Source organism: Undibacterium sp. Ji50W (assembly GCF_049340445.1).
Lineage (GTDB): Bacteria > Pseudomonadota > Gammaproteobacteria > Burkholderiales > Burkholderiaceae_D > Undibacterium.
On the sequence record NZ_JBMPOX010000004.1, the window covers coordinates 117,735 to 143,887 of the forward strand.

General features: G+C 52.5%; 24 protein-coding genes. 14 read left to right on the forward strand and 10 right to left on the reverse strand.

Features of this window, described 5'->3' with window-relative positions:
- Positions 1-139: 139 nt before the first annotated feature.
- The 10 genes from icmF to ACO0K9_RS09220 all read left to right on the forward strand — a co-directional run bounded on the left by icmF (position 140) and on the right by ACO0K9_RS09220 (position 11,455).
- Positions 140-3,418: a fused isobutyryl-CoA mutase/GTPase IcmF gene (gene icmF / locus ACO0K9_RS09175; RefSeq protein ID WP_422984042.1), complete on the forward strand. Its 3,279-nt coding sequence runs from the start codon at positions 140-142 to the stop codon at positions 3,416-3,418.
- Between the two features lie 606 nt (positions 3,419-4,024).
- The gene (locus ACO0K9_RS09180; protein WP_422984044.1) at positions 4,025-4,258 is read left to right on the forward strand and encodes a hypothetical protein; all 234 of its coding nucleotides are present in this window, start codon (positions 4,025-4,027) and stop codon (positions 4,256-4,258) included.
- A gap of 335 nt (positions 4,259-4,593) precedes the next feature.
- The gene (locus ACO0K9_RS09185; protein ID WP_422984046.1) at positions 4,594-6,294 is read left to right on the forward strand and encodes a patatin-like phospholipase family protein; all 1,701 of its coding nucleotides are present in this window, start codon (positions 4,594-4,596) and stop codon (positions 6,292-6,294) included.
- 79 nt (positions 6,295-6,373) lie between these two features.
- Positions 6,374-6,847: a VOC family protein gene (locus ACO0K9_RS09190; RefSeq protein WP_422984048.1), complete on the forward strand. Its 474-nt coding sequence runs from the start codon at positions 6,374-6,376 to the stop codon at positions 6,845-6,847.
- A 113-nt stretch (positions 6,848-6,960) separates the two neighbouring features.
- Positions 6,961-7,461 carry a DinB family protein gene (locus ACO0K9_RS09195; RefSeq protein WP_422984050.1) on the forward strand — a complete coding sequence of 167 codons (501 nt, stop codon included), beginning with the start codon at positions 6,961-6,963 and terminating at the stop codon, positions 7,459-7,461.
- Positions 7,458-7,907: a GNAT family N-acetyltransferase gene (locus ACO0K9_RS09200; protein WP_422984052.1), complete on the forward strand. Its 450-nt coding sequence runs from the start codon at positions 7,458-7,460 to the stop codon at positions 7,905-7,907. The genes ACO0K9_RS09195 and ACO0K9_RS09200 overlap by 4 nt, the downstream gene beginning before the upstream one ends.
- A 30-nt stretch (positions 7,908-7,937) precedes the next feature.
- On the forward strand, positions 7,938-9,605 hold the full coding sequence (locus ACO0K9_RS09205) for a hypothetical protein (RefSeq protein WP_422984054.1): 1,668 nt from the start codon (positions 7,938-7,940) through the stop codon (positions 9,603-9,605).
- 387 nt (positions 9,606-9,992) lie between these two features.
- Positions 9,993-10,334 carry a zinc ribbon domain-containing protein YjdM gene (locus tag ACO0K9_RS09210; RefSeq protein WP_422984056.1) on the forward strand — a complete coding sequence of 114 codons (342 nt, stop codon included), beginning with the start codon at positions 9,993-9,995 and terminating at the stop codon, positions 10,332-10,334.
- A 12-nt stretch (positions 10,335-10,346) separates the two neighbouring features.
- Entirely contained in the window at positions 10,347-11,006 is a 660-nt protein-coding gene (locus ACO0K9_RS09215) for an SGNH/GDSL hydrolase family protein (protein ID WP_422984058.1), read from the forward strand.
- A gap of 17 nt (positions 11,007-11,023) precedes the next feature.
- A complete protein-coding gene (locus ACO0K9_RS09220) occupies positions 11,024-11,455 on the forward strand; it encodes a nuclear transport factor 2 family protein (protein ID WP_422984060.1) in 432 nt (143 codons plus the stop codon).
- Between the two features lie 19 nt (positions 11,456-11,474).
- Here the strand turns inward: ACO0K9_RS09220 and ACO0K9_RS09225 are convergent, their stop codons facing one another.
- The 6 genes from ACO0K9_RS09225 to ACO0K9_RS09250 form a co-directional block, all read right to left on the reverse strand.
- On the reverse strand, positions 11,475-13,394 hold the full coding sequence (locus tag ACO0K9_RS09225; protein ID WP_422984062.1) for a M64 family metallopeptidase: 1,920 nt from the start codon (positions 13,392-13,394) through the stop codon (positions 11,475-11,477).
- A 267-nt stretch (positions 13,395-13,661) separates the two neighbouring features.
- Positions 13,662-15,149, reverse strand: coding sequence for a sulfite reductase subunit alpha (locus ACO0K9_RS09230; RefSeq protein ID WP_422984063.1), 1,488 nt, complete (start codon positions 15,147-15,149; stop codon positions 13,662-13,664).
- 22 nt (positions 15,150-15,171) lie between these two features.
- Complete coding sequence (locus ACO0K9_RS09235) at positions 15,172-16,191, reverse strand: FAD:protein FMN transferase (protein WP_422984065.1); 1,020 nt, start codon at positions 16,189-16,191, stop codon at positions 15,172-15,174.
- Between the two features lie 24 nt (positions 16,192-16,215).
- Complete coding sequence (locus ACO0K9_RS09240) at positions 16,216-17,025, reverse strand: DUF4198 domain-containing protein (protein ID WP_422984067.1); 810 nt, start codon at positions 17,023-17,025, stop codon at positions 16,216-16,218.
- A gap of 19 nt (positions 17,026-17,044) precedes the next feature.
- A complete protein-coding gene (locus ACO0K9_RS09245; protein WP_422984069.1) occupies positions 17,045-17,563 on the reverse strand; it encodes a DUF2271 domain-containing protein in 519 nt (172 codons plus the stop codon).
- A 59-nt stretch (positions 17,564-17,622) separates the two neighbouring features.
- Positions 17,623-18,264, reverse strand: a complete 642-nt coding sequence (locus ACO0K9_RS09250; protein ID WP_422984071.1) for a PepSY-associated TM helix domain-containing protein — start codon at positions 18,262-18,264, stop codon at positions 17,623-17,625.
- A 244-nt stretch (positions 18,265-18,508) separates the two neighbouring features.
- On the opposite strand from ACO0K9_RS09250, the gene glmU reads away from it, so the two are divergent.
- Positions 18,509-19,867: a bifunctional UDP-N-acetylglucosamine diphosphorylase/glucosamine-1-phosphate N-acetyltransferase GlmU gene (glmU, locus tag ACO0K9_RS09255; RefSeq protein WP_422984369.1), complete on the forward strand. Its 1,359-nt coding sequence runs from the start codon at positions 18,509-18,511 to the stop codon at positions 19,865-19,867.
- Between the two features lie 94 nt (positions 19,868-19,961).
- On the opposite strand, the gene ACO0K9_RS09260 is transcribed toward glmU, so the two are convergent.
- A complete protein-coding gene (locus ACO0K9_RS09260) occupies positions 19,962-20,714 on the reverse strand; it encodes a hypothetical protein (protein WP_422984073.1) in 753 nt (250 codons plus the stop codon).
- Positions 20,715-21,090: 376 nt separating this feature from the next.
- Here ACO0K9_RS09260 and ACO0K9_RS09265 point away from each other — a divergent pair, with 376 nt between their 5' ends.
- Positions 21,091-22,140, forward strand: coding sequence for a porin (locus tag ACO0K9_RS09265; RefSeq protein ID WP_422984075.1), 1,050 nt, complete (start codon positions 21,091-21,093; stop codon positions 22,138-22,140).
- A 71-nt stretch (positions 22,141-22,211) separates the two neighbouring features.
- Here the strand turns inward: ACO0K9_RS09265 and ACO0K9_RS09270 are convergent, their stop codons facing one another.
- From ACO0K9_RS09270 to ACO0K9_RS09280, 3 genes are read right to left on the reverse strand one after another with little or no spacing between them, the layout of a single operon-like run.
- Positions 22,212-23,030, reverse strand: a complete 819-nt coding sequence (locus tag ACO0K9_RS09270) for an SDR family oxidoreductase (protein ID WP_422984077.1) — start codon at positions 23,028-23,030, stop codon at positions 22,212-22,214.
- Positions 23,027-23,782, reverse strand: a complete 756-nt coding sequence (locus ACO0K9_RS09275) for a class II aldolase/adducin family protein (protein WP_422984079.1) — start codon at positions 23,780-23,782, stop codon at positions 23,027-23,029. The genes ACO0K9_RS09270 and ACO0K9_RS09275 overlap by 4 nt, the downstream gene beginning before the upstream one ends.
- 26 nt (positions 23,783-23,808) lie before the next feature.
- On the reverse strand, positions 23,809-24,387 hold the full coding sequence (locus ACO0K9_RS09280; RefSeq protein ID WP_422984081.1) for an HD domain-containing protein: 579 nt from the start codon (positions 24,385-24,387) through the stop codon (positions 23,809-23,811).
- Positions 24,388-24,513: 126 nt separating this feature from the next.
- Between ACO0K9_RS09280 and ACO0K9_RS09285 the strand changes: the two genes are divergently transcribed.
- Complete coding sequence (locus ACO0K9_RS09285; RefSeq protein WP_422984083.1) at positions 24,514-25,200, forward strand: Crp/Fnr family transcriptional regulator; 687 nt, start codon at positions 24,514-24,516, stop codon at positions 25,198-25,200.
- A gap of 80 nt (positions 25,201-25,280) precedes the next feature.
- Positions 25,281-26,135: a substrate-binding periplasmic protein gene (locus ACO0K9_RS09290; RefSeq protein WP_422984085.1), complete on the forward strand. Its 855-nt coding sequence runs from the start codon at positions 25,281-25,283 to the stop codon at positions 26,133-26,135.
- The last annotated feature ends 18 nt before the right edge of the window (positions 26,136-26,153 follow it).

Consider the following 26,153-nt stretch of genomic DNA (forward strand, 5'->3'; position numbering starts at 1 on the left):
CATACAGGGCCGGATTGCCAATTCACATATTCATATTGACGTTTACGTTAACGTCATATAACTTAGCTTAACCCAAATCCAGTAGAAATTTGTGAAATAGCAATATTTACTGAAGTAAAACAAGACCGATGAGGAAGACATGACTGACCTGTCCGTTGCCCAGAACCTGACCGAATACAAGCCTGCCAACAAAGTTCGCTTTGTGACCGCGGCGTCCCTTTTTGATGGCCACGACGCCTCCATCAACATCATGCGCCGCATCTTGATGGCGAATGGTGCCGAAGTGATCCATCTGGGCCATAACCGCTCGGTAGAAGAAATCGTTACGGCCGCCTTGCAGGAAGATGCCCAGGGCATTGCCATTTCCAGCTATCAGGGTGGTCATGTTGAATACTTCAAATACATGATAGACCTGCTCAAGCAACGCGGTGGTGCCCATATCAAGGTATTTGGCGGTGGCGGTGGTGTCATCGTGCCAGAAGAAATTGCTGACCTGCATGCCTATGGCGTGACCCGCATTTTCAGCCCTGAAGACGGCCAGCGCATGGGCCTGGTGGGCATGATTTTATCGATGATACAGGCTTGTGACAGTGATCTGTCCGGCTATGCACCGACGACGCTGAGGGTATTGCAGGATGGCGATATCGCCGACAAGCACCGTCCGCTGGCGCAATTGATTACCGCGCTGGAAAACGACAAGGTCGCGCCGGAACTGCGCGCGCAGTTGATGGCTGCTGCCAAACTCAGCCAGGTGCCGACCCTGGGTATCACGGGTACCGGGGGCGCCGGCAAATCATCACTGACGGACGAATTGATACGTCGCATACGGCTGGACCAGGATGATGAGTTGAACATTGCCCTGATATCCATCGACCCATCACGCCGCAAGTCCGGCGGCGCCTTGCTGGGTGACCGCATACGCATGAATGCCATTAACCCATGGAAGGGCAAGCTCAAGGTCTTCATGCGTTCGCTGGCGACACGTGAAGCTGGTTCTGAAATTTCACAAGCCTTGCCGGATGTTATCGCGGCGTGCAGGGTCGCCGGTTTTGATCTGGTGATTGTCGAGACTTCAGGCATAGGCCAGGGTGATGCAGCCATCGTGCCGCATGTCGATGTCTCCATGTATGTGATGACGCCAGAATTTGGTGCTGCATCGCAATTGGAAAAAATCGATATGCTGGATTTTGCCGATTTTGTCGCCATCAATAAATTTGACCGTAAGGGCGCGCAAGATGCCTTGCGTGATGTCGCCAAACAATACCAGCGCAACCGCGAATTGTGGAGCCAGAAGCCGGATCAAATGCCGGTCTATGGGACGCAGGCATCGCGCTTCAATGATGATGGTGTGACTGCGCTGTATCAGGGTATCCTGCCAGCACTGGTACAACATGGCTTGCGGGCCAAGCCTGGCAAGCTGCAAGCTATTGATGTCAAATATTCCAGCGGCAAGAATGTCATCGTGCCACCCGCCCGCAGCCGTTACCTGGCAGAGATTGCAGATACCGTGCGTGCCTATCACAAGAATACTGGCAAGCAGGTCTTGATAGCGCGCGAACGCCAGCAACTGCAGGAAAGCAAACGCATGTTGTCTGCAGTTGGCAAGTCTGCTGATTTCGATGACTTGATTAGTGAACGTGAAAACCGCCTGGATGGCGAATCCAAAAAACTCATCAGCATGTGGCCAGACATGCAGGCCGCCTATGCCGGCGATGAATATGTCGTCAAGATCCGCGACAAGGAAATCCGTACCCGTCTGGTACAGCTATCCCTGTCTGGCACCAAGATACGCAAGGTGGCTTTGCCGCGCTTTGTCGATCACGGCGAAATCCTGCGCTGGCTGATGCTGGAGAATGTCCCCGGTTCTTTCCCTTTCACCGCTGGCGTATTTGCCTTCAAGCGTGAAGGCGAAGACCCTACCCGCATGTTTGCCGGTGAGGGCGACCCTTTCCGTACCAACCGCCGTTTCAAGCTGGTATCGCAAGGCATGGATGCCAAGCGTCTGTCGACCGCGTTTGATTCCGTCACGCTGTACGGTGCAGACCCGGCCATACGTCCAGACATCTACGGCAAGGTTGGCAATTCAGGTGTATCCGTCGCGACGCTGGAAGACATGAAAGTCTTGTACGATGGCTTTGACCTGTGTGATCCGGCGACGTCGGTATCCATGACCATCAATGGTCCGGCACCGACCATCCTGGCTTTCTTCATGAATACCGCTATCGATCAGCAGATGGATAAATTTCGCGCCGATAACAAGCGTGAGCCAACTGCCGATGAATCCGCCAAGATACGCGCCTGGGTATTGCAGAATGTACGTGGCACCGTGCAGGCCGATATTCTCAAAGAAGACCAGGGGCAAAATACCTGTATCTTCTCGACAGAATTCTCGCTGAAAGTCATGGGTGACATACAGGAATATTTTGTCCATCACCAGGTACGCAATTTCTATTCGGTGTCCATTTCTGGTTATCACATTGCCGAAGCTGGTGCGAATCCGATTTCGCAACTGGCTTTCACGCTGTCAAATGGCTTCACCTTTGTCGAAGCCTATCTGGCACGTGGCATGCACATCGATGATTTCGCGGCCAATCTGTCCTTCTTCTTCAGCAATGGTATGGACCCGGAATACACAGTACTGGGCCGCGTCGCTCGCCGTATCTGGGCCGTAGCCATGCGCGACAAATATGCGGCAAATGATCGCAGCCAGAAACTTAAATACCATATCCAGACCAGCGGTCGCTCTCTGCACGCGCAAGAGATTGATTTCAATGATATCCGCACAACGTTGCAAGCCCTGATTGCGATCTACGACAACTGCAACAGCCTGCACACCAATGCCTATGATGAAGCCATCACCACACCTACCGATGAATCGGTGCGTCGTGCTTTGGCTATCCAGCTCATCATCAACCGTGAATGGGGTTTGGCGAAGAATGAAAACCCTATCCAGGGCAGCTTCATCATCGAAGAGTTGACCGACCTGGTCGAAGAAGCCGTGATGCAGGAATTTGAACGTATCGCCGAACGCGGCGGTGTGCTGGGTGCGATGGAAACCGGCTATCAGCGCGGCAAGATACAAGAAGAATCCATGCACTATGAACACCTGAAACATGATGGCACCCTACCCATCGTCGGTGTCAATACCTTCCGCAATCCCAAGTCCAATGACACGCCGCAAAAGATAGAACTGGCGCGCTCTACTGAAGAAGAAAAACAGTCGCAGTTACAGCGCCTGGCGGATTTCCACCGTCGTCATGCCGACGTGGCACCGACGGCATTGGCCGCCTTGCAGCAGGCTGCCATCAATAATGAAAATGTGTTTGCCAGGTTGATGGAGGCGGCAAGGGTTTGTTCGTTGGGGCAGATTACTACGGCGCTCTTCGAGGTAGGTGGACAGTACAGGCGCAACATGTAGGAAGCTTCAAAAACCTTTTAATCGGGCGCATAGCTGCGTTGTAAATGCTCGCAATACCGACGTATTGCTGTGCTTTACGCCTTGCTCTGCATCCCGATGAAAAGGTTTTTCGAAGCTTCCTGATAACAGTCGAAAAAAGCCGAACACCAATTCGCGGGCGCATTACTGCGTTGCAAATGCTCGCAATACTGACGTATTGCTGTGCAAGGGTTAGCGTTGGCCTTGCGCTGCATCCCGCGAATTGAATTTCTCAGCGTGTCATGTACGGATTCGGTTGAAATATTTCCAAATTGTGTGCATGTGCGGCTGCGGTAGGGTGCGCTGTGCGCACCGGTTTTTTTGTGTATATCGATTCGCCTAATACGGCGAGCGGTGCGCGGGGCGCACCCTACTAATGGGTTCACAATAGGCGCATCGTTGGGTTGCGTCCTGTTCATCAAGCATCTCGCATGTTATTTCTTGCAGCTTGTCGCACATACGAATCCCGGACTGGTCCCGGGGATTTTCTTTTTCTGCGCTATGGCTGGGCGATTATTGCTAGAATGCCATATCGCCGCCCTGGCTTGCTTTCTTGCGCGGCTGGAATTGTCAATCTGGAGTCTTACCATGCGTGCCTTATTCATAATGTTAACTTGCTGTGTCATTTGTGCCTGCGGCAAAGCTAAGGAATCCAAGCCTGAGCCGGAAGCGCCGCCGCCGATCAAGATCATGGAAGACCAGCGCAAGCAACTGGAAAAAGCCAAACAGGTGGAAGATGCCGTGCAAAAAGCCGCTGATGCACAGAGGGATGTCATCGAAGTGCAGACTGGCGGCCAGCCTGCAAAGAAGGCAAATAAATAGAACTCATGGCACCCACTTAGTGAGTGCCAGCAAGGCGTTCAGATACCGTGCAAGGCCTGCGCATAGCGACGCATGCGCAGTCTTGCCAAACCGTCCCCATGCAACACCACCTGCATGTCAGGGTATGCCGATCACTATTGCTCAATAAGTAATCAGTCCGACCCTCATCGTTTTACATTTTTTTCATTTGTTGGTGTAACCAGCAAGAAATTGGCTTGCGCGAAAAGTATTTCAAAAACTTGAATCTCTGGCCTTGCTTTTTTAATAAACGGATAACATTATTGCATTGACAATGATTTTGTCATCCCCCGACGTATGATTAAAAAGGATAGGCAATGGATGATCAGACTTTTGAAATTGGCCTGGTTGGCGCCGGGGCAATTTCAGCAGGTGCGTACACGGCTGGTGTTGTTGATTTTATGGTCGTGGCACTGGATGCCTGGTATGCGGCGAAGGCCGCAGGCGATGTGCCGCCGCACGATGTCAGGCTGTCGGTATTTTCCGGTGCGTCGGCGGGTAGTATCAGTGCCGCCCTGGGGGCAGCCTACCTGGGATCGGATCAGCCATCCATTGCCACAGAACAGGATGCGGAAAATAACCAGGGCAAGAACAGATTGTTTGATTCCTGGGTGGATAGAATTGATATTTCCAGCCTGCTGGAAAGCCGTGATCTGGCTGACAAGGACAGCAAAGTCATTTCCATACTGGATTCCAGCATCTTGAGGGACATTGCCGATAGCGGGCTGGATGTAGTGCCCAGGCAACAGAAGCGCGCCTATGTCGCCGACAATTTTGAACTGATACTCACCGTCACCAATTTGCGCGGCGTGCCGTATGCGTTTGAACTGCAGGGTAGTGCGGGGGCCAGTTACGACATGTCCCTGCATGCGGATCACATACAATTCCGTTTCAGTGACCGGCCACAGGAAGCATTGCCTGATCGTTATCTCATGCCGTGGCAGGTATTTGCCGCTGGCAAGGACGACGAACGAACAGAAAGGCTGAAACTGGCTGCCCTGGCATCGGCCGCCTTCCCGGTTGGCCTGGCACCACGTACCCTGCAGCACGTGATACAACTCGATACACCGCCAGACGTCTACAGCGCCCGCCTGTGGGACGTACCCACGCCTGAAACTGAACACCCACATCAGTGCTTTACCGAGCAACCGATACCTGCCAATTGGAAACCGGAGACCAAGAGTTTCAATTATCCATTCCAGTGTGTGGACGGCGGTGTGATGAATAATGAACCGCTGGAACTGGCGCGCAATGTCTTGTGTGGCAATGGCGGTCGCAACAAGCGCGATGGCCGGGAAGCCAAGAAGGCTGTATTGCTGATCGATCCTTTTCCCAGTAATTCTTCATTTGATCCCGCTGAACAACCAGCCCCTGACTTGTTGAAAACCACGTTCAAGCTGTTTGCTGCATTGAAAAACCAGGCCAGGTTCAAGCCGGATGAATTGATGCTGGCCTTACATGAAGACGTATTTTCACGGTTTTTGATTGCGCCCAGGCGCGGCGACTCTGTCTTTCCTATTGCCTGCGGTTCGCTCGGCGGTTTTGGTGGCTTCTTGAAACGTGATTTCCGCAAGCACGATTACTTTCTGGGGCGACGCAATATGCAGCAATTTTTGCGCTGTCATTTTGTATTGCCAGAAAAAAATACCTTGTTTGTCAACTGGACGGAAGAGCAGCGCCAGACCTATTGTGTCAAGGATCATCAGGGCAAGATACAGACGTCAGCAGATGGACAACGCTATCTGCCGATCATTCCCCTGGTGGCTGTCGCGGATACCGAATGCTATGAAGCGCCATGGCCTGCCTATTCGCAGAGCGATCTTGCGCAATTGACAGACAGTCTGGAGAACCGCCTGGATGTCTTGCTGGATCATCTGGTCGATCAGTATTTCGATACCAATCATGCCCTGATACGCTATGGTGCAAAATTATTTTTTAAACTCAAAAAACCAGAAATTATTGACTATGCCAGCAAGGTCATCAGCAAGGATTTGAAAAAAATGAAGTTGATGGCTTAGGATTGCAGTATGTGTTTCACCACAAGGAACGAGCGCTTATAACACCGTGTTTTGACTATTGACAACAGGAGCAGGCATCATGCAAAAAATCACCCCTTTTCTTTGGTTTGACCAGCAAGCTGAAGAAGCTGCACATTTTTATACCAGTATCTTTAAAGATTCCAAAGTGTTGAGCATTGCCCGCTATGGCGATGGTGCACCGATGCCGAAAGGCACGGTCATGACAGCCAAATTTATCCTGGAAGGGCAGGAATTTGTGGCCCTGAATGGCGGCCCGCATTTCACGTTCAATCCAGCCATTTCCTTTGTGGTGAATTGTGATTCACAACAGGAAGTTGATTATTACTGGGAAAAACTGATGGATGGCGGTACAGAGAGTCAATGTGCGTGGCTGACAGACCGCTTTGGCGTTTCCTGGCAAATCGTACCGCAGGCACTGATCACTTATCTGAATGATCCCGATCCAGTCAAAGCCCAGCGCGTCATGATGGCAATGATGCAGATGATAAAGATAGATATTGCTACGCTGGACCGCGCTTACCAGGGACTGTGACAGGGATTGTGACAGGGATTGTGAGAGACGACTGATCTGGTCAGCCCGGCGATTTGGCAAGTGCGGGTAAAATGTCTGGGTGACAAGTCACTACCTCAAATCGGGAGACGCCCATGCAAACCAAAAAACTCTTGCTGACCTTATTTGAATACAAGGCCTGGGCGAACCAGGATCTGTTTCGGCTGTTGGCCACCGTCACTACCGACACGCATGCGCGTGAAGTGCATGATGCGATACGCATATTGAACCATATCCATGTCGTCGACCAGATATTTGCCGCCAATCTGCAATCACTGCCACACGGCTTTACCGCATTGAATACCCCGGATACACCTGCGCTGGATGACTTGCACCAGCGTGTCAGCAAGACCGATCAATGGTTGCTGGATTATCTGGGCAAGCAGCCGGAAGCCAGTTTCGCTGAAGAGATCCATTTCACTTTTGTCGATGGAAAACCGGGCAATATGTCGCGCGGCGAAATGCTGTTGCATGTGGCGACACATGGTAATTACCACAGGGGTGCTGTCGGGCGTATCCTGTCACAGATCGATGTGGATCCGCCCTGGGATCTCATGACTGTGTATCTGCACCAGACTCCCCGGTCTGCAACTTGACTCATATACGGTTGGCGACAGATGCAGATGCGGCGCAACTGCAGGAAATTTATCGTCACTGCATCATCGAAGCGTCCTGGCAGGTACGCCCGGCAGAGGCGATTCCTGAATTTGCCGCCATCTCGCGCGACGAAGTGATCTGGGTGGCGGTGGATGCGCAGCTTCAGGTACTGGCCCTGCTGGCAGTACAGCCTGAACATGCCTATATCCATCACCTGTATGTACATCCGCGCGTACAAGGCCAGGGTCTGGGCCGCGCGCTGCTGGTTTTTTTGCAGGCGCACTTGGCTTTCCCCTGGCGTTTGAAATGTGTGCTCAACAATACTGCAGGCATGGCATTTTACCGTCACCTGGGCTGGCATGAACTGCAGCAGGACCATGGTGCAGATGGTGTGTATTGTTTGCTGGAACATGCCGGGCCGCAGATAGTCGGCTGTAACAGTTAAGTGATTTTTACTGATTTGATAGAAAATGTTATGAGATATAGACAGTTACTCGTCGCCAGTTTTTTAGCCGTGTCTGGTATAGCCAATGCAGATGTTGACGTCAATATCAAATACCTGCATTCACAGGCACTGGAAGTGAGTTATCAATTACCGCCTGCTTGTCCCAGCCTGGCTTTCAAGAAAAAAGGTAGTGATGCAGCAAAAATACGTAGCACCTGGCAACCTCTTGACGCCTGTGGCAAGGCAGATGGTCAGCATTTGAGTAATGAACACGCGCAACAGGGGCAACAGGCACAACAAGCGACGTGTACACAATTACGTTTTCAAGTGCCTGTCAGCACAAATAAAGTGCGGGGCTATCCGGCGGCTTTCCCGGTGGCCGATGCGATCTACGTCCATACCAGTAATTACGCGGTGGAGACAGGCTGTGGCAAAGTCAGCTACAGTTTTAGTGCTCCCGGTATTGCCATGAATGCCCAGGTGTTTGCAGACCATGCCAGGCCGAGCGACGTAAAAGGCGAGGACATGCCCGTTCTGTTATTGCCGCAAGTAGTGAAGACGGATGGCAATTTCATCGGCTATTTTGACCCCGCATTGGGTGAGGCCAATATCAGCAACATACGCAAGATAGCTGCCGAATCCATCGCTTTTTTGCACCAGGCATTGCCAAGGGCAACATTCGACATGCCCATCATTGCGGCATCCAGGGTAGTTGGTCCTGGCGGTGCCAGGCCAGATGGCGATGCCGGTGACGTCTTGCGTCTGGGCCTGTTCAACTGGCCGCTACAGCCAGATGCAGAGACAGAACGTATGATGACATTGTTTGTGTCGCATGAATTCAGTCACCGCTTTCAAATGCGTGATGCGACTGACGCCTATGCCGATGCACGTCTGATCCATGAAGGGGGTGCCGAATTCTTGCGCTGGCTGATGGCAGTACGCAAAGGGTGGCTGACACATGAACAGGCAGCGGATGAGTTGAATATGGCTTTGGGCGAATGTCTGCTGGATGTACGGCAGGCAAGTTGGGGTAATTTGACTGCCAATCAGATAGCTGGCGGGCGACTTGATTATCGCTGTGGTTTGGCGGTCTATGTCTATGGTTTGGCAGCCAGGCAAGGCAAGGCGGGACCATTTGAGCGCTTTGACGGTTTTTATGATCAGCTCAGGCAGGTACAAGGGCAGACACAGGCACCACGGCCAGACTTTGCCCACGCTCTGGAATGCGGTGCAGAGCCGGCCTGCAAAAGTAAGTGGTTACCTCGCCTGCTTGGCAAGCAGGAAAGCATGCAAGCTGTGTGGGTGGATTTTTTCCAGCAAACGGGGTTTGCCCGCACAGTCGTCGCCAGTCAGCAACAAAAAAATGCCATGCTCAATCAGGCCATGCAAGAGTTGATGAGAGAGGATTGCGGCACCAGCAGCACCTTTCCACAAGCAGACAAACTGGGCGTGGATGAAGTCAAGGGCTGCAAAATACTGCGGGGTGGCATGAACATCATCGAATCAGAAAATTTGCCTTTATATAATCATCCTGACACCCTGGTGGCCACCATAGCAGCTTGCAGGCAGCGCTCGCAAGTCAGATTGAGTCTAGAGTCCGGGCAACAACTGGATCTGCCTTGCAAGAAAGCCTATCAACCAGTTGAACAATTTTATGCGGTCGATATGATGAAATTGTTAAGTAGCCTGAACCACTGATTGTTTGCATCTGTACATCGCCAGATTTGCTGCCTGGGGTCTGCGCGGGGTGAATGAATAACGGATACAGTATAGAAAGTCTGCCCCCCTTCAAACGCATTTGACTTCTGTGGTGCTATCCGCGTAGAAGTGAAGTAGGTACCAGCTTCATCATGCAAATTTCACTTATAGGACTTACGCAAAACCGCCCCAACTGCGTTGCAGCTCCTAGCCGTACTATTCGTACTGTCTTCGTCGCTGCGCCTTGTTGGGACAATTTTGCGTAAGTCCTGACTTATTACACCGTGTTACACCTTGCGGTGATATTGACTGATACGCTCGGGTATTGCTGGTTTCACGCAGGTGGTCGGCTATACTGTCTTTCTTTTTGCATCAAGAAAGCCTTCCATGTCCCCATCTCCCGCCTGCCCTGTCTGCTCTATGGAGAATACCTATCCAGATGGCGACAATTATATTTGCGCTGATTGTGGCCATGAATGGTCGATGCAGGCAGCCGCTGGCGCTGATGACAATGATGAACGTATTGTCAAGGATTCCAACGGTAATGTACTGGCCGACGGTGACGCCGTGGTATTGATCAAGGACCTGAAAGTCAAGGGCTCTTCCACCACCCTGAAAATGGGGACCAAGGTAAAGAGCATACGGCTGGTGGGTGGTGACCATGAAGTGGATTGCAAGATGGATGCAGGCAGCTTCATGTTGAAAGCCTGTTACCTGAAAAAAGTTTAAGCTGGAGTTTGCATGAACCATATCCTGGTCTACGGTGATTCGCTGTCCTGGGGCTTGATTCCCACTACGCGTGAGCGCCTGTCTTTTGAAGGGCGCTGGCCCGGTGTACTGGAGATAGGTTTGAACAGCGCCGAGCATCATGTGCGTGTGGTGGAAGATTGCCTGAACGGGCGGCGCACGGTCTGGGATGACCCTTTCAAACCCGGGCGGAATGGCGCGCAGGGCTTGGCGCAGCGCATAGAAAGCCTGACACCGCTGTCGCTGGTGGTGGTCATGCTGGGTATCAATGATTTCCAGACCATGCATCAGAATGACGCCTGGATGTCATCGCAGGGCCTGGCTGTGATCATCAACACCATACGCCAGGCACCGATAGAACCGGGCATGCAAATACCGCCTATCCTGATTGTTGTACCGCCACTGCCAACTACACCGAAGGGTGCGATTGCCCCCAAATTTATAGGCTGCGAGCATAAAAGCCAGGGATTGGTAGAAGCATATAAAGAAGTCACAGCGGTACACAACTGCCATTTTTTTGATGCGGGTAGTGTTGTCAGTGCCAGTGAATTTGATGGCGTACACCTGGATGCGGATCAGCATCTGATCCTGGGCTGGGAACTGGTTGGTGTCGTTTCTTCGCTGTTGAAGTATTACCAAAGAATTGAACGCTGACAGATGGACGCTGACTGATGAACGCTGACTACTGCGCCATCCACAACAGACTGGCAAAGTTTGCCAACAGTTTTGATCTGAAAGACTGGGATGGACTGTGTGCCTGCCTGGCACCTTCGGTGTATACGGATTATTCTGATCTACGCGGCACTCCGCCGGAACAGATGAGCAACCGGCGTTATGCGGATTTGCGCCGTATCGCCTTGCAGGATTTAAAGACCCATCATATCAGCGGCAATATCGAGATAGAAATAGAGGCTGATACCGCGAAGGCCAAAGTGTCGACCATGATTTATCGTCAGGATGCAGAAGGCACGACCCTGCATACGCACTGTCTGTACGAATTCGGCCTGCAAAAGATGGCCGCTGCATGGTACATCGATGCCATCGTCCAGAAAGTATTCTGGAGCGATGGTTCAAGCGCCATACACAGCGGTATTGTCCGTTAGCGGTTCGTCCTGCACAGCGTCAGATGAATTGAATTTGCCCGTTGCTGATACCTATCAGTGCAAGGGCGGCAGTGATGTCATTTGCCGTGACGGCAGATGCAATCGCGATGCCATTGGTGATCGAGGTTTCGGGGGTCAGGTAGTTCAGTCCCCATTCAACAGCAAACTGATTGGCGACCTTGATCTTGTTGTCCAGTAAATCCACCACCCAGCCCCAGGTCGCATCACCTTTGTAGGTACGCGCACCCGCCAGTACCGCACTCACCATGGAACCCCGGGTCTGCAGACCGGTATTGAGTTCATTCAGCCAATATTGCAGGCCGGCGCTATCTGCCCCGGCGGTCCTGCCCATGGCATTTTTATAAATGGTATTGATGAAATCGGTATTGCTGAGACTGGCGCTATACCCCGTCTGTGCCGGAAACTGGGCAGCAGCAATGAAAAAAGCGTCACCTATCTGTTTGAACGACATGCCGGACTTGTACTGGGTGACCCAGTAATCCAGCCCATCGGCATCTGGCACGCGATTGAAATAGGCGACATACAATTCTTCCAGCGATTGCAATTCCGCACCCTTGATCGTATGCGCATTGTCATACACGGTGGTATTGACGATGAAGTCGGAAAACTGGATTTTTTCCACATTGTGTGTGGCCCAGTAAGCATTGCTCTGGTAACCCAGCAAGACCGTGCTGCCGGTGATCTGGTTGACGAAATAGCTGCCGCCTTTGCTTAATGATCCATTGACTTGCAGGATATCAGTACCGGCACCCCCATCGATATAATCGAAACGCGTGGTATCAGGCGTACTGAGCGAGATGGTGTTATTGCTGCCATCCAGCTGGATGATACTGTTGCTGCCGGTCAGTATGCTACTGATGCCACTGACATTGATGACGGACTTGTCCAGCGTCGCGTTCTCTACCTGCTGAGTGCTGATCAGGTTCTTGCGGATATAGCCGGTACTGTCTATCGTCGTCAGGCTCATGCTGGCCCCGGTTTTGTAGGCACCGGTGGCATAGGCATCAAAATAAGTCTTGTCTGTAGTGTCGACGGTCACACCGTTGATTTTCCAGCTGTATGCCAGCAGGCTGCTGTCAGGGACGGTGGGTTGGTAAATACCTGGAATGGTCGTGCTTAATGACAGATAATCACCAATCGACTGGTAATATTTCAGGGCGAAGGCTTCTTTTTCCGGCGCGCTGAAGGGCGTGTTCAAATGATTCATCTTGGAATCCTGGGTGGCACGCCAGATTCCCTTGTCGCGGTAATAACCGCCCTCATAGGTGCCGACGACACCCAGTTCACCGTCGTTATAGCCTAACCACGCAGACCATGGAATGCGACTCAGCGAGTCAGTCACATGCGGGCTGGCCAGGAAGCCTGGGTCGGTCAGCGGATAATTGCTGGCGATGGAGGTATCCACGTATTCATCCTGCAGACCGGCATAGCTGTGACCGATCTCATGCAAGACTACTTCCGCAGATGAAATATTACCGGCTGATGCCCAGGCGACAGAGCCGCCGGCGCCGCCATACAGGTTGGTATTGACCAGCACCACGGTCAGTTCATGTGCGTCACTGGCCACGGCACCGGCCACAACAGTAGTGACCTTGCCAAAATCACCGTACAGCAGGCGACCGTCGCTGCCATGCTGGGTGGCGTCGAAATAGGTATTGACGCTGATATTATTGTTGGGCTGGTCAGTACCGGATTGCGCCGAAGCGACAAAAATGGCACTGGCATTGAACAGGTTCTTGTAGACAGAAAACGGCGCATTCAAGCGGGTATTGGCGTCCCCCAGCATATTGTTGAGAAAGTTCTTGGCATCCGCCAGGAACTTGTCTCTTTCAACCGCAGTGTAGCCTTCGGCGACAAACACGATATCGACGCGACTTTTGCTGGGGCCGGTATTCAATAGGGTGGTGACATCAGCCATGGTGTGTGTGCCTTGTAGATAAAAAGAATATTATTTGCAGCGTTTTTGGCAGCAGTGCGATGCCATCCTGATTTACCAGTGTTTCAACTGTTACAGTCCACTAGTGAATTTCTATAGGTATAGCTCTAGTCCAGACTGAATACAACACAGCGCAATCATTCGTAACACTCCAGGCTGACTTGTCACAAAAATTGCACTTTCAGGTATTAATTGATCAGCAGGAATGGGCATTATGATACAAGTCTGACCACAAGAGACGGCGTGTCTCTAATAAACATCGCGACGGTAGAGATGTTGCTCGGTCATTTGTTCCAGACGCCCGGCACCGAGGATGAGAATGAGGGTGGCATGAACTTCTTCTGCCATGCCTTGCAGGCTGCCGCAGACCAGGATGGCTGCGCCCTGTTCTACCCAAGACAGGATATCGGCCGCCTGTTCCAGCATCGCATGCTGGACATAACGACGTTCGGCCTGGTCACGTGAAAAGCACAGGTCCAGTCTGGCTAGCACGCCGGTCTGTTGCCAGGCTTGGATTTCATCGCGATGAAAATAATCATGTGCCTGCTGTCTTTCGCCAAAAAACAACCAGTTGCGCATTTGTTGTTTGCTGGCGCGCGCCTTGATATGGGCGCGCAAACCTGCCAGGCCAGTACCGTTGCCGATCAGGATCAGAGGTATATCCTGAGCTGGCGTATGGAAGTTGCGGTTTTCGCGCAGGCGCAAACCCAGGGTTTGCCCCACCTGTGCATAGGCTGTCAGCCAGCCCGAGCCTATGCCCAGGCTGCCATCAGGACGGTGCATCTGGCGTACCAGCAATTCCAGCTTGCCATCTGCGGGGATGGATGAAATCGAATATTCGCGGTGTGGCAAAGGGCTGGTGGAGTCCTGGCCACGCACATCTGCCACATTTACCGCAGCGACTGGCGGCTGTTGTGGTTCGATTTCTGCAATATCACCGGCAGTCCATGTGAGCGCACCATCGGCGGGGCGACAGGCGATGCGAAACACCGGGCCGCCCAGGCTGCCGGGGTTCAGCAATTCGCGCTCGGTCAAGATCCAGTCTTGATAGCCGGGCTTACTCCAGTCCGACAATTCGGTATGGCCGCTGATGACACCCAGATAATGCTGCCAGTGGCGCAAGGCACCTTCATCACCATTGTCGACTTCTATCAGGTCGAACAGGCATTGTGCCTGTTGCTGGCGCAGCCAATGGGCGAGACTATGACCGAAGGCACAGAACTGCTGATAGTGGCGGTCACCCAGCGCCAGTACAGAAAAACTCAGATGTGACAAATCCAGCGTCTGGCTCATCAGGCGGCGGGTAAAGGCTGCCGCATTGTCGGGGGCATCGCCCTCACCGGTGGTACTGACGACAAACAGCATACGCTGTGCCTGTTGCAGTTGGGCTGGCTGGATGGCACCCAGCGCGCAGACGGCAATGTCTATTCCGGCTTTTTGCAGATGCGTGGCGGTTTTGATGGCGATTTGTTCTGCATAGCCTGTCTGGCTGGCATAGGTGATCAGGATGCTACCCTGGTCATGATGCTGCAATTCAGCAGGAAAACCTTGCATGGAGCGGGACTGGCTTTCTTTATGCCTGATACCTGTCCACAGGCAAAAAGCCAGATAGCCAAGCAGCAGCAAGCCGGCAGACAAGTCGCGTTGCACAGTACCTTGCCAGAAAAAACTCAGCATAAACAACACAGTGAATGCCAGGCACAGTATGCCCATCAGGCGCAGGGAGGGAAGTCGCATCGTCAACTAGTCAATTAGTCATTCAGTCCAGCATGGCAATCAGGGCGGCACTCATTGTCTCTTCCAGATGGGGGCCGTTGCGCTGTAAAAACAGGGCAGCAATATGATGTTGATTGGCATACGCCAGGCCATCTTCGCCACCGAGTACGGTCAGGGCCGTGGCCAGGGCATCGGCAACCATGCATTGGCTATACAATACCGTGACTGAAGCCAGTTCGTTGTCTACCGGGTAGCCGGTGCGCGGGTCCAGCGTATGGGGATAACGCCGCCCATCCTGCTCAAAGAACTGGCGATAATCGCCAGAAGTGGCAACGGACAATTCATGCAGCGCCACCAGGTATTCTTTCTTTTGTCCGCTGCCCGGCATGGCGGTCGGGCTTTCGATGGCAACCCACCATGGCGACCAATCCGCCTTCATGCCCAAGCCGCGCAACTCGCCACCGAGTTCTATCAGATAGCTGTTGATGGACAGGGATTCCAGAAAACCGGCTACCTGATCGACGGCAAAGCCCTTGGCAATCGACGACAGGTCAAGCGCAATGCCACCCGGTTGCAGCAAGCGGCGTTTGATATGGTCCAGCTCCAGCGCTTTCCAGTTCCCGGCCTGCATCGCAGTCTGAATCGCAGCCTGCATCTGCTGCGCTTCTGGTACGGCTGTACGCTTGCCTGCCGGGCCAAAGCCCCACAGGTCAACCAGTTTACCTGCTGTGATGTCGAAGGCACCGGCAGTCTGTTGTGACAGGTACAGGCTGTAATCAACGACCTTGAAAAATTCATCGGACAGTTGTTGCCAACTGCCTGCGCTTGTGCGGTTGTAGGTGCACAGATCAGATGCCGGGTCCCAGGTACTCATTTGCAAGACGACCTGGTCCAGCACTTGCTGTATGCCGGCTTCCAGCATTGCGCCTTCGTGTTTGCCATCTGCTAGCAACTGCACATGCCAACTGCTTCCCATGGAGGCACCGGTCAGCGTCAGGCTTTGCGCCTGGGCTGCTGGTGCCGACGGTTCAGATGCTTGCAGCGGGATAAAAACACGACGCATGGTAGGGATGCCAGATTATGCAGATTATTGTGGCAAGACTTCCAGTGTCGCCACATAGCTGGCAACCCTGACTTTGGCAGGTGCCTTGACCTGTTTGTCATCTTTAAGTTCTGCTTCCAGCCAATACAAGCCGGCAGTTGGCCAGGTGATGTTGAATTTGCCATCCTTGTCGGTGACAAAGGTTTTTTCATCCAGCTTTTGGCGATAGCGTACGCCACCAGCGATCACGGTGACGTTGACATTGGCGGCCGGTTTACCATCCAGCAACAGGCGGAACTGGGCTGTTTCACCAGCGACCAGGTCATTCGGATGGGTGATGCCGCTCAGTTCCAGCCCGCTGCCACTGATATCCATTGCCTTGCCGCCGGGTTTGCCATTGGTGACGAAGGTTTCGACGCGACCACTGCGTTGCGTGACTTGCAGTTCTTCCGCATTGGCCGGTACTTCCTTGGCAAATGTTTCTGCCGTCCCACGCCAGCGTTTGATTTTGCCATCTTCCTTGTAGCTGGCCATCAGGCCCTCATTGACGAAGCCGATTTTATAGCTGCCAACCTGGCTCAGTTTCACGTCGAAGCTGCTGCGAAACTTGCCTGTGCTTGCGTTTTCCGGCTTCAGCGCTGTGCCATCCGGTGCGGTGATAAACAGGTTGTCCAGCTTCAGGGCATTGTGATCAAAAACGAAGACATCGGTGGCAGCGGCAGCATCAATCGTCACCCATGGCGTGTTCCCCGCCACGACAGTGGAAGACGGTACCAGGAAAGCGCGGTGTGCCTGGGCAGAGAAAGCTGCGCAAGCCAGTGCCGAGAAGAAGGCGATTTTTTTGAAAGTGTTCATTATTATCCTTGAGCCTGGTTTATTTGATGGTCACAGCGATGGCACCCAGTTCGTGACTACCCTGGGCCTTGAGGTTTTGTTCACCTTTGGCTTGCCACTGGAATGGTACTTTGACGACTTCACGGCCACCACCTTCACGCGCTGCTTCGACGATCAACTGATAATCACCCGCCGGCAAAGTGGCCAGCACACCCTTGTCACCGGCAAAGCTCAGGGTTTGTTCGCCCGTGGTACGGGTTGCGCCGCTGAGACCATCGACAGGTAACTGCAATTCGCGGCCACTGCGACGCCACCACTGGCGCAAGTCCTTCAACCATTTTGTGCCTTCATTGTCACGCTTCTTCAAGTCATACCAGACTGACAGGTTGCCGGCAAAGGTCTGGTCCGGTTTTTCCAGCCAGATGGCGACATACGGCTTGTGGTATTCCGCCACTTTCAGGGCGGGCACTTCCACTTTCAATGTCAGGTCGGCCGCGACGGCATTCATGGCTTGAGTGCCGAGCAGGCTGGTGATGGCAAACGGGAGCAAATTACGCATGGGAGAACAACCTTATGATGAACAATCAATGAATAAAAGAAGGATAAACGAAAGACAAATTAATGGATAAACATCAGAGCAAGCAAAAACGGTGCGACCAGCCCAAACACCACCAGCGGCCAGGTACTTGGACGTTTGCTGGCATGCATTTTCAGCAGGAACAATCCTGTCACGCAAAAAATCAGGCAGGCTGCAGCAAAGGCATCAATAAACCAGTTCCACGCAGTGCCAGTGTTGCGGCCTTTGTGTAAATCGTTGAAGTAGGCAATCCAGCCACGGCTGGTCAATTCATATTCGATGTCGCCGCTATCCAGCGCAATGCGCAACCAGGCGTCGCCACCGGGGCGCGGCAGGCCGACATACACTTCTTCTGGCGACCATTCCGGTACTTGCCCGTTAATATGGATGTCCAGTTCCTGGTCCAGCCAGTCTGTCACCGGGGCAGGCAACAAGGCATCATCGGTGTTTTTCAGTACCAGCAACTGATCCAGCAAAGCTGACGGCAATTGCCCGGTCTTCTTGCTGACTACCGGATGCGCCTCGATCTGGGCTGAATGGTTCAGGGTGATGCCGGTGGCGGCAAACAGCAGCATGGCAACCAGGCACATGGCTGAACTGATCCAGTGCCACTGATGCAGATGACGCAGCCAGAAGGCCCGTTTTTGTTGGAGTGGCAATTGATCGGGACTGGATGGCTGCATGGTGTAAATAGGGAAATGAAGCGAATAAGTGACGCAAACAAGTGACGCAAATAAGCCGCTATTCTAAATGATAATTATTCTCAATTGTACATGAGTCCGCTATCGGGAAACATGCTGAATTGTACTTTTTTGTATCTTGCGGGAATTAAACGGACATCAAACAACCAGCAGAATAAGCGCATAGCTCTGGGTGTGGCAGTGTCGCGTGATAAAATTTTCAGAATATTCACTTTCTCTCTACACCATGAACGTCGTCATTCTCGCTGCCGGTATGGGCAAACGCATGCAGTCTTCGCTGCCCAAGGTCTTGCATGGCCTGGCTGGCAAGCCCTTGCTATCCCATGTCATCGACACCGCCCGCCAGCTGCATGCCAGCAATATCTGCGTCATCTATGGACATGGTGGTGAGCAAGTGCCGACCGCCGTGGCTGCCGACGACTTGCGTTTTGCCCGTCAGGAACCACAACTCGGTACTGGCCATGCAGTGGCGCAGGCAATTCCGGTACTGGATGACAGTGTGCCCACCCTGGTTCTGTATGGCGATGTGCCGCTGACTACACCAGCCAGCCTGGCGCGCCTGGTTGCCGCTGCCGGTAATGACAAGCTGGGTATTTTGACGGCACACATGGCCGACCCCACCGGTCTGGGACGCATCGTCCGGGAAAAGGGCAACATCGTGCGCATCGTCGAACAAAAAGATGCGAATGAAGCAGAGCGCCAGATTACCGAAATCAATACCGGCATCATGCTGGCACCGACGATGCATTTGAAATCCTGGCTGGGCCAGTTGTCGAATAATAATGCGCAGGGCGAATATTATCTGACCGATATCGTGGCATTGGCAGTTGCCAGCGGTGTCGAGGTGGTATCAGCACAGCCGGATGCAATCTGGGAAACCCTGGGTGTCAACAGCAAGGTGCAACTGGCCGAGCTGGAAAGAACCCATCAACTGAACATCGCCCGCCAGTTACTGGAGCAAGGCGTGACCCTGTTTGACCCGGCCCGTATTGATGTGCGTGGCCACCTGCAATGCGGGCGTGATGTCAGCATCGATGTCGGTTGCGTATTTATTGGCGAAGTGGTGCTGGAAGATGGCGTCAGCATAGGGCCGAACTGTGTCATCCAGAATGCACGTATTGCGGCGGGCACATCAGTCAAGGCGTTTTGCCATATTGATGATGCCATCGTTGGTGCCAAATCGCAGATAGGGCCCTATGCGCGCCTGCGTCCTGGTACCGAGTTGGCAGAGGATGTGCACATCGGCAATTTCGTCGAGGTCAAGAATAGCCAGGTCGCGGCGCATAGCAAGGCCAATCACCTGGCTTATATAGGCGATGCCACCATAGGCAGCCGCGTGAACATTGGGGCCGGTACCATTACCTGCAATTATGATGGCGTCAACAAGAGCCGTACCATCATCGAGGATGATGCCTTCATCGGCAGTGATTCGCAACTGGTGGCACCAGTACGGGTGGGCAAGGGCGCGACATTGGGTGCAGGTACTACCCTGACCAAGGATGCCCCGGCAGGCAAACTGACGGTATCCCGCCCCAAACAATTGACGATTGATTCCTGGCAAAGGCCAGTGAAAATCAAGAAATAAAGTCTTGTTACCTGTGACTTTGCGCTTGCGGTCTTAACACATGCTGACCGCAAGCTCAGGGTATATCTTCATTCGCATTGATCAGGACAAGTGATCAGGACAATTTCTGCAACAGTTCAGTTGCGCTGCGTGATTGCGGCGCATTGTTTTTCAGGATTTCTGTCAAAAACTTTTTGGCGTCGTCTGTAAGTTGCTGTTCCACCGCCAGGGTGGCTGCACGCAACCATACGGCACCACGGAAGTTCAGATCAGTCTGGGCAAACTGTTGGGCGTCCAGCACTTCTTTCAACAGTTGCTCACCTTGCTGCTTGCGGTTCATGACACGTGGTACCGCCAGGAAAGTGCTGGCGGCGACAAAACGTACTTCCAGCGCGACCGGTACGGAACCATGCATGGCCTGGCTGTTGCTGGCCAGTTGCAATGCCTGTTCCACCATGGCTGTGCCATCTTCCAGCGCCGTTGTTTTCTCAGCTTTGGCTATTTTTTCCAGCGAAGATTTGGCGGTGGCTGCGCCTGCGTACGACATCAGCAAAGGGTTGCCGGGTTCCTGTTTCAGCAAGCTGTTAAAACTGCTGGCAGCATGCTGGCTGGCTTGTCGTGCGGCATCAATTTCTACCTGTCCTACTGAATTGACGTAATCCTGATTCAACCAGCTGCTGACGGCATTGGCGACATATTGATCCTGATTGATTCCGGGGTTAGGGCTGGCCACCAGTTGTTTTACCGCGGCGCGGAATTCGGTTTCAGAAAAAGCCATGGCATTGCTGGCAGAGATGATGGCCAGGCTGGCGGCCAACACCAGTTTTTTGGCAGTGGTGTGAGTGAGGATAGATGTGATTGCGTTCATGATGAACTCCATTTTTTCAAGTTTGCTTCGGGTTATTGGGTGACTGCAGGGACAGGTTAAGACGCGCTGTCGCAGGCCACCACCGCAATGAGATCAAACGCAGAAAAAAGGTGTGAAGCCTGCAAAAAATGGCGCAAGCGGAATGAAAAATCTGGCGAGGGCTGGTCAATTCAACGATGGTGTAAAGAGGCTTTCTTACTACAAGCCGCTGGCTTGCAGGGCCCAAATCAGCCCATAGAAAGGCAACTGAAAGCTTCCATTCTTTACCCTGTACCCAGGCGTATTGAACTGTTTTATTCACATCACAGGTCAGCACGACCTTGACTACATGACGCGCATGTTGTCTGCAAAATATAATTTCTATAGGAGAACACCAATGAAAAAGCTACTCGGCGCCGCAACGCTGGTATGCATGGCAAGTGCAGCATATGCACAATCAAGTGTGACTGTGTATGGTTTGATTGATGCCAATATCACTTACAACAATAATGGTGACGCAAATAAAAACAGCCAGTTCAAACTCAATAGCGGTGGCATGAACACCTCGCGCTTTGGTCTGCGCGGCAGCGAAGATCTGGGTAATGGCCTGAAAGCCATCATGCAACTGGAAGGCGGCGTCCTGCTTGATACCGGCGCATCAGATGGTGACATCTTTGGCCGTCAGGCGAATGTGGGTTTGCAGGGTGATTTTGGCCGTATCATTGCCGGTCGTTCTTACAGCACCACCTATGATTTCATTTTGCCATTTGACCCTATGGGCTATGCGCCACAGTATTCCTGGGCAACGTCTGGCGGTGCCACTGGCGGCCGCAAAGACGGCATGTTGACCGGCGTATCCAATCTGTTGAAATACCAGTTTGATGGCAAGGGTTTCAAACTGGGTGCGACCTATGGTTTTGGTGAAGTCGCTGGCAATACATCTGGCAACGCCAAATACATCCTGGCTGCCAGTGCATTTGATGGCCCATGGGCTGCAGTCATCACTTACGAACAAAACAATAGCGCACCGATCGCCAACGGTTCTTACGACCAGGCCAAGGTATTGCATCTGGGCACCACCTACGATCTGGGTGACGCCAAGCTGTTTGCCGGCTATCGCAATTTCAAGAAAACCATGGCAAGCGGTACTGCCGATCAGCGCAGTGACATGCTGTGGCTGGGTGTCAATTATGCAGTAGCTCCGGCATGGACACTGACCGGCGTGTACTACTATCAGGACATCAAGAATATGGCGCCTGGTGCAGATGCTGACCCAGGTTTGCTGGCACTGCGTGCCAAATACGCGATGTCGAAACGTACCGACATCTACATTGCCACAGGTTACGCCAAGGCCAGCAATAACAAGCTGACAGGCGTATCACGTGATGATGCTGGTTTTGCTACTAACCAGACATCGGCGACGGTAGGTATTCAGCACCGCTTCTAATCTGTAAAACAAAATGCCCTGAACTGATATTGCTGTTCAGGGTATTTTTGCGTGTAGCGAGTATCAGTTCACTAGTGTGGCCTGACTTCTTTCTTCAAGGCTGCCATCGCCAATTTTTCTACCAGGCCTGGTGCGATTAATTTTAACCAGCGTGCCAGCTTGCCCTTGAAGGTCATCACCACGTCGCGATCACCGCGTTCATAACCACGTATGATGAGGGCGGCACATTCCTCTACTGACATGGCGTCATCTTCTTTCAGGCCACTGCTGCCAGCAGCATCACCGGTCGTGTTATAACCGTGATAGCGGATTTGGGTGGCAACCACACCCGGATAAGCCAGTGTAACCCTGACCCCCGAACCACGGAGTTCTGTACGCAGGCTTTCAAAAAAACCAGCCATGGCAAATTTGCTGGAACAGTATGCGGTACGACCAGGTACACCGATCAGGCCCGCCAGCGAAGAAACAGCAACGATGAAACCACGGGATTTTTTCAGATAGGGCAGGGCGGCATGTGTGCACCAGATGCTGCCCCAAAAATTGATTTGCATCAGTTCCTGATACCAGCCCAGATTATCCACTTCTCCAAACAATGCCTGTGCAGACTTACCCGCATTGTTAATCAACACATCGATACTGCCAAACTGGGCGGCGGCAGCGTCAATCAATTGGCGGCAACTGGATTCGATGCCGACATCAGTTTTCACCACCAAGGTTAGCGCACCGAACGCCTGACATTGGGCGGCCACTTTTTGCAAGCCCTCTTCATTGCGCGCGGCCAGCACAAGTGCCAGTTTGGCACCATAAGTGCGTGCCAGTTGACGCGCCATTTCCGCCCCTATCCCGTCAGAACTACCGGTGATGATGACGACTTTCTGTTGTGCGTTCATGTTTTATAGCTTTCATCCATGCGATCCAGTTTGCGTATCAGGGATGGCCATACAAATGCGCCACCCAAGCCACCCGTTTGCACCCGCATGGCTTCCGACACCCCTTTGACGATCAAGGGGTTGACGTGAACCAGTTCACCGCCGGCCTGGGCTGCCAGTTGTATCTGGCAAGTTGCTTCGAAGGTGTACATCGACAGGAAAGCATCGGCGATTGATTTGCCCACCGTCAGCAAGCCATGGTTGCGCAATACCAGAAAGTTGGCGTGACCCATGTCAGCCTGCAGGCGCGGTTTTTCATCCTCCCTGAAAGCAACGCCTTCATAATCATGATACGCCAGCGATGCCAGCACAAAAGTGGATTGCTGCGACAGCGGCAGCACCCCACATTTTTGCGCGCTGACAGCCACCCCGGCACGGGTATGCGTATGCAATACGCATTGCACATCTTCACGTGCCGCATGCACGGCACTGTGGATGACAAAGCCCGCCGGGTTCACCGGGAAGGGCGAATCAATCACCTTATTGCATTGCTGATCTACCTTGACCAATGACGACGCAGTGATCTCATCAAACATCAGGCCATACGGATTGATCAGGAAATGGTGTTCAGGGCCAGGGATGCGGGCACTGATATGGGTGAACACCAGATCGCTCCAGCCATACGCGGCGACCAGGCGGTAACAGGCAGCCAGGTCAACGCGTAATTGCCATTCTTCTGCGCTGACCTGATCCTTGACTGAGGGTATGTCCATGCTATCTCCAATGTTGTTTTTCTGATTTATTCGCTGACTGCGGTTTTGTAGATCGTATTGCGTGGCTTGCTGAATAATTGTTTCAGCATGGGTTCAAATTCCACCAGCGGACAAGTTTCAGCATGTGCGTCAAACGAAGGGTTATCGTACAAGGCACAGAATTCTGCCGTGCGTTCAAAGTGCGGGTGCTGACGGAATTGTTCACGCATGTCCCTGTCCATGCCGATGTGGTGGAAGAAATAATGCCCCTGGAAAATGCCATGGTGTTGCACCATCCACAGATTGTCTTCGGCGACAAAGGGTTTCAGTATGGCTGCCGCAATATCAGGGTGGTTGAAGGAACCCAGAGTATCGCCAATATCATGCAGCAGGGCACAACAGACATATTCATCGTCGCGACCATCACGCATGGCGCGGGTGGCGGTTTGTAATGAATGGGTGAACCGGTCTATGGGAAAGCCACCATAATCACCTTCCAGCAAACGCAAATGCTTGATGACACGGTCCGGCAGGTTCTGGGCAAATTGCATGAATTCCCCACCGATGATTTGCCAGTCTTCTCTGGTACTGTCGTCCATACGGACAAATTGGGCACGCTGTTGCATGTGACTTACTCCTCAGTAAATGCTTGCAACCATACCTTACAATGTTGTTTTCATCTTAAACTGTCAAATATTTTACAATTTGCAGTTTCAAGGGTTTTAACCTGATACCTGACACCCGACACAGCTATGACATCCGACGACAACTTAATGCGCATCTTGCTGGGCGACCCCTGGTTTGCGGCTTTGCCTGCAAGAGACCGTAAGGCTATGGTAGTCGCAAGCGAGCAATTGCGCTTGCGTCCAGGTGAAATGCTGTTCCGTAAAGGGGATATACCCACAGGTTTCTATGCCGTTATCAGCGGTAGCGTCAAAATGTCTACCCTCAGTGAAGGCGGGCGCGAAGCCATACTCATTATTCTTGACGCTGCCACCTGGTTTGGTGAAATTTCCTTGATAGATAGCCACCCACGTACCCACGATGCCACAGCGCTGGATGAGGTGGAACTACTGGTCTTGCCACCAGCCACCTTCGCAGCCCTGATGCAAAGAACAGCCTTCGCTGCCGCAATTGCGCGTATGCTGGCCAGGCGCATACGCCTGTTATACGGTATTGTGGAAGACGGTGGCTTGCGCTCCGTCAGGGCCAGGGTGGCGCGCCGCCTGCTACTGCTGGCAGATGTCGCCAACCTTCAGCCCGGTGAGCGTGCCTTGGTGAAGGTGACACAAGAATCACTGGCAATGATGCTGGGTATAACCCGCCAAACCCTCTCGAAAGAATTAAGATTTTTCAGGGTAAGCGGCTTGATCAGGCTGGCTTATGGCAAGATAGAAATTCTGATGCAAAATAAATTATCTGCTCTGTGTGACAAATAGTAACTTTCCAGATCGAAATGTTGCTTGTAGTGAAGCGGTTTTTTGGTCTATCGTGTAAAGATGTAATCAAAGTGAAATTGGTGAGTATGCTGACAAAGTCCCCTACTTTGCGTGTCGTGCTGATTTTGTTCCTGAGTCAATTTTATCTACATGCTCAGGCTGCCTGTTCACGTACCATTATCGCGCCTGTTGCCCCTTTGGGTTTTAGTGTCATCATCAACGGGGACAACGTCACCGGCATTTACCCAGAAATTTTCCGTGGTTTTTCATCCAAAGAAACTTGTCAGTTTCAATTTCCAGCGGTGCCGCGCGCCCGTCTTGAACTGATGTTTGAAAATGGTCAGGCTGATGTACTTTTTCCTGCCATACGCACACCCAAGAGAGATGAACTTGGTATTTTTGTGCCAATGATCCATACGCGCTCCACATTGATTTCTCTGCAGTCTGCCCGCCCCACCATACGTAACCAGCAAGAATTGCTGGAGCAAAAGAATTTGAAAGTGGTCGTGGTGCGCGGCTATGACTACGGCGAAGCTTATCAAACCATTGTGGCTGAACTAAGCCGGCAGGGCAGGCTGATTTTGGAATCAGATCCGGTTTCCGTAGCACGGGTACTGAAAGCCAATGTCGCTGATGTGGCTATCATGGCACCCTATATTTTTGTCGGTGCCGTGCAAGGCGATGCCAGGGTTGAAGACTTATCCGACAAATTGCGTTTTGAAGCCATCCCCGAATTACCATGGAGCGATAGCGGTATTTATCTCTCCAAAAAATCGCTGACCCAGGATGACCGCAATACCCTGCAAGAATTATTTGAACGGGCCGCCCGCTCAGGCATGGTGTGGAAAGGCTTTCTACGCTACTACAAACCCGAAGTGCTGAAGGAAGGCAACCGGCAGCGCGAGTTTCCGAAACAAGGGGTAGTGGAAAAATAAACCTAGCACTTGAGTAGG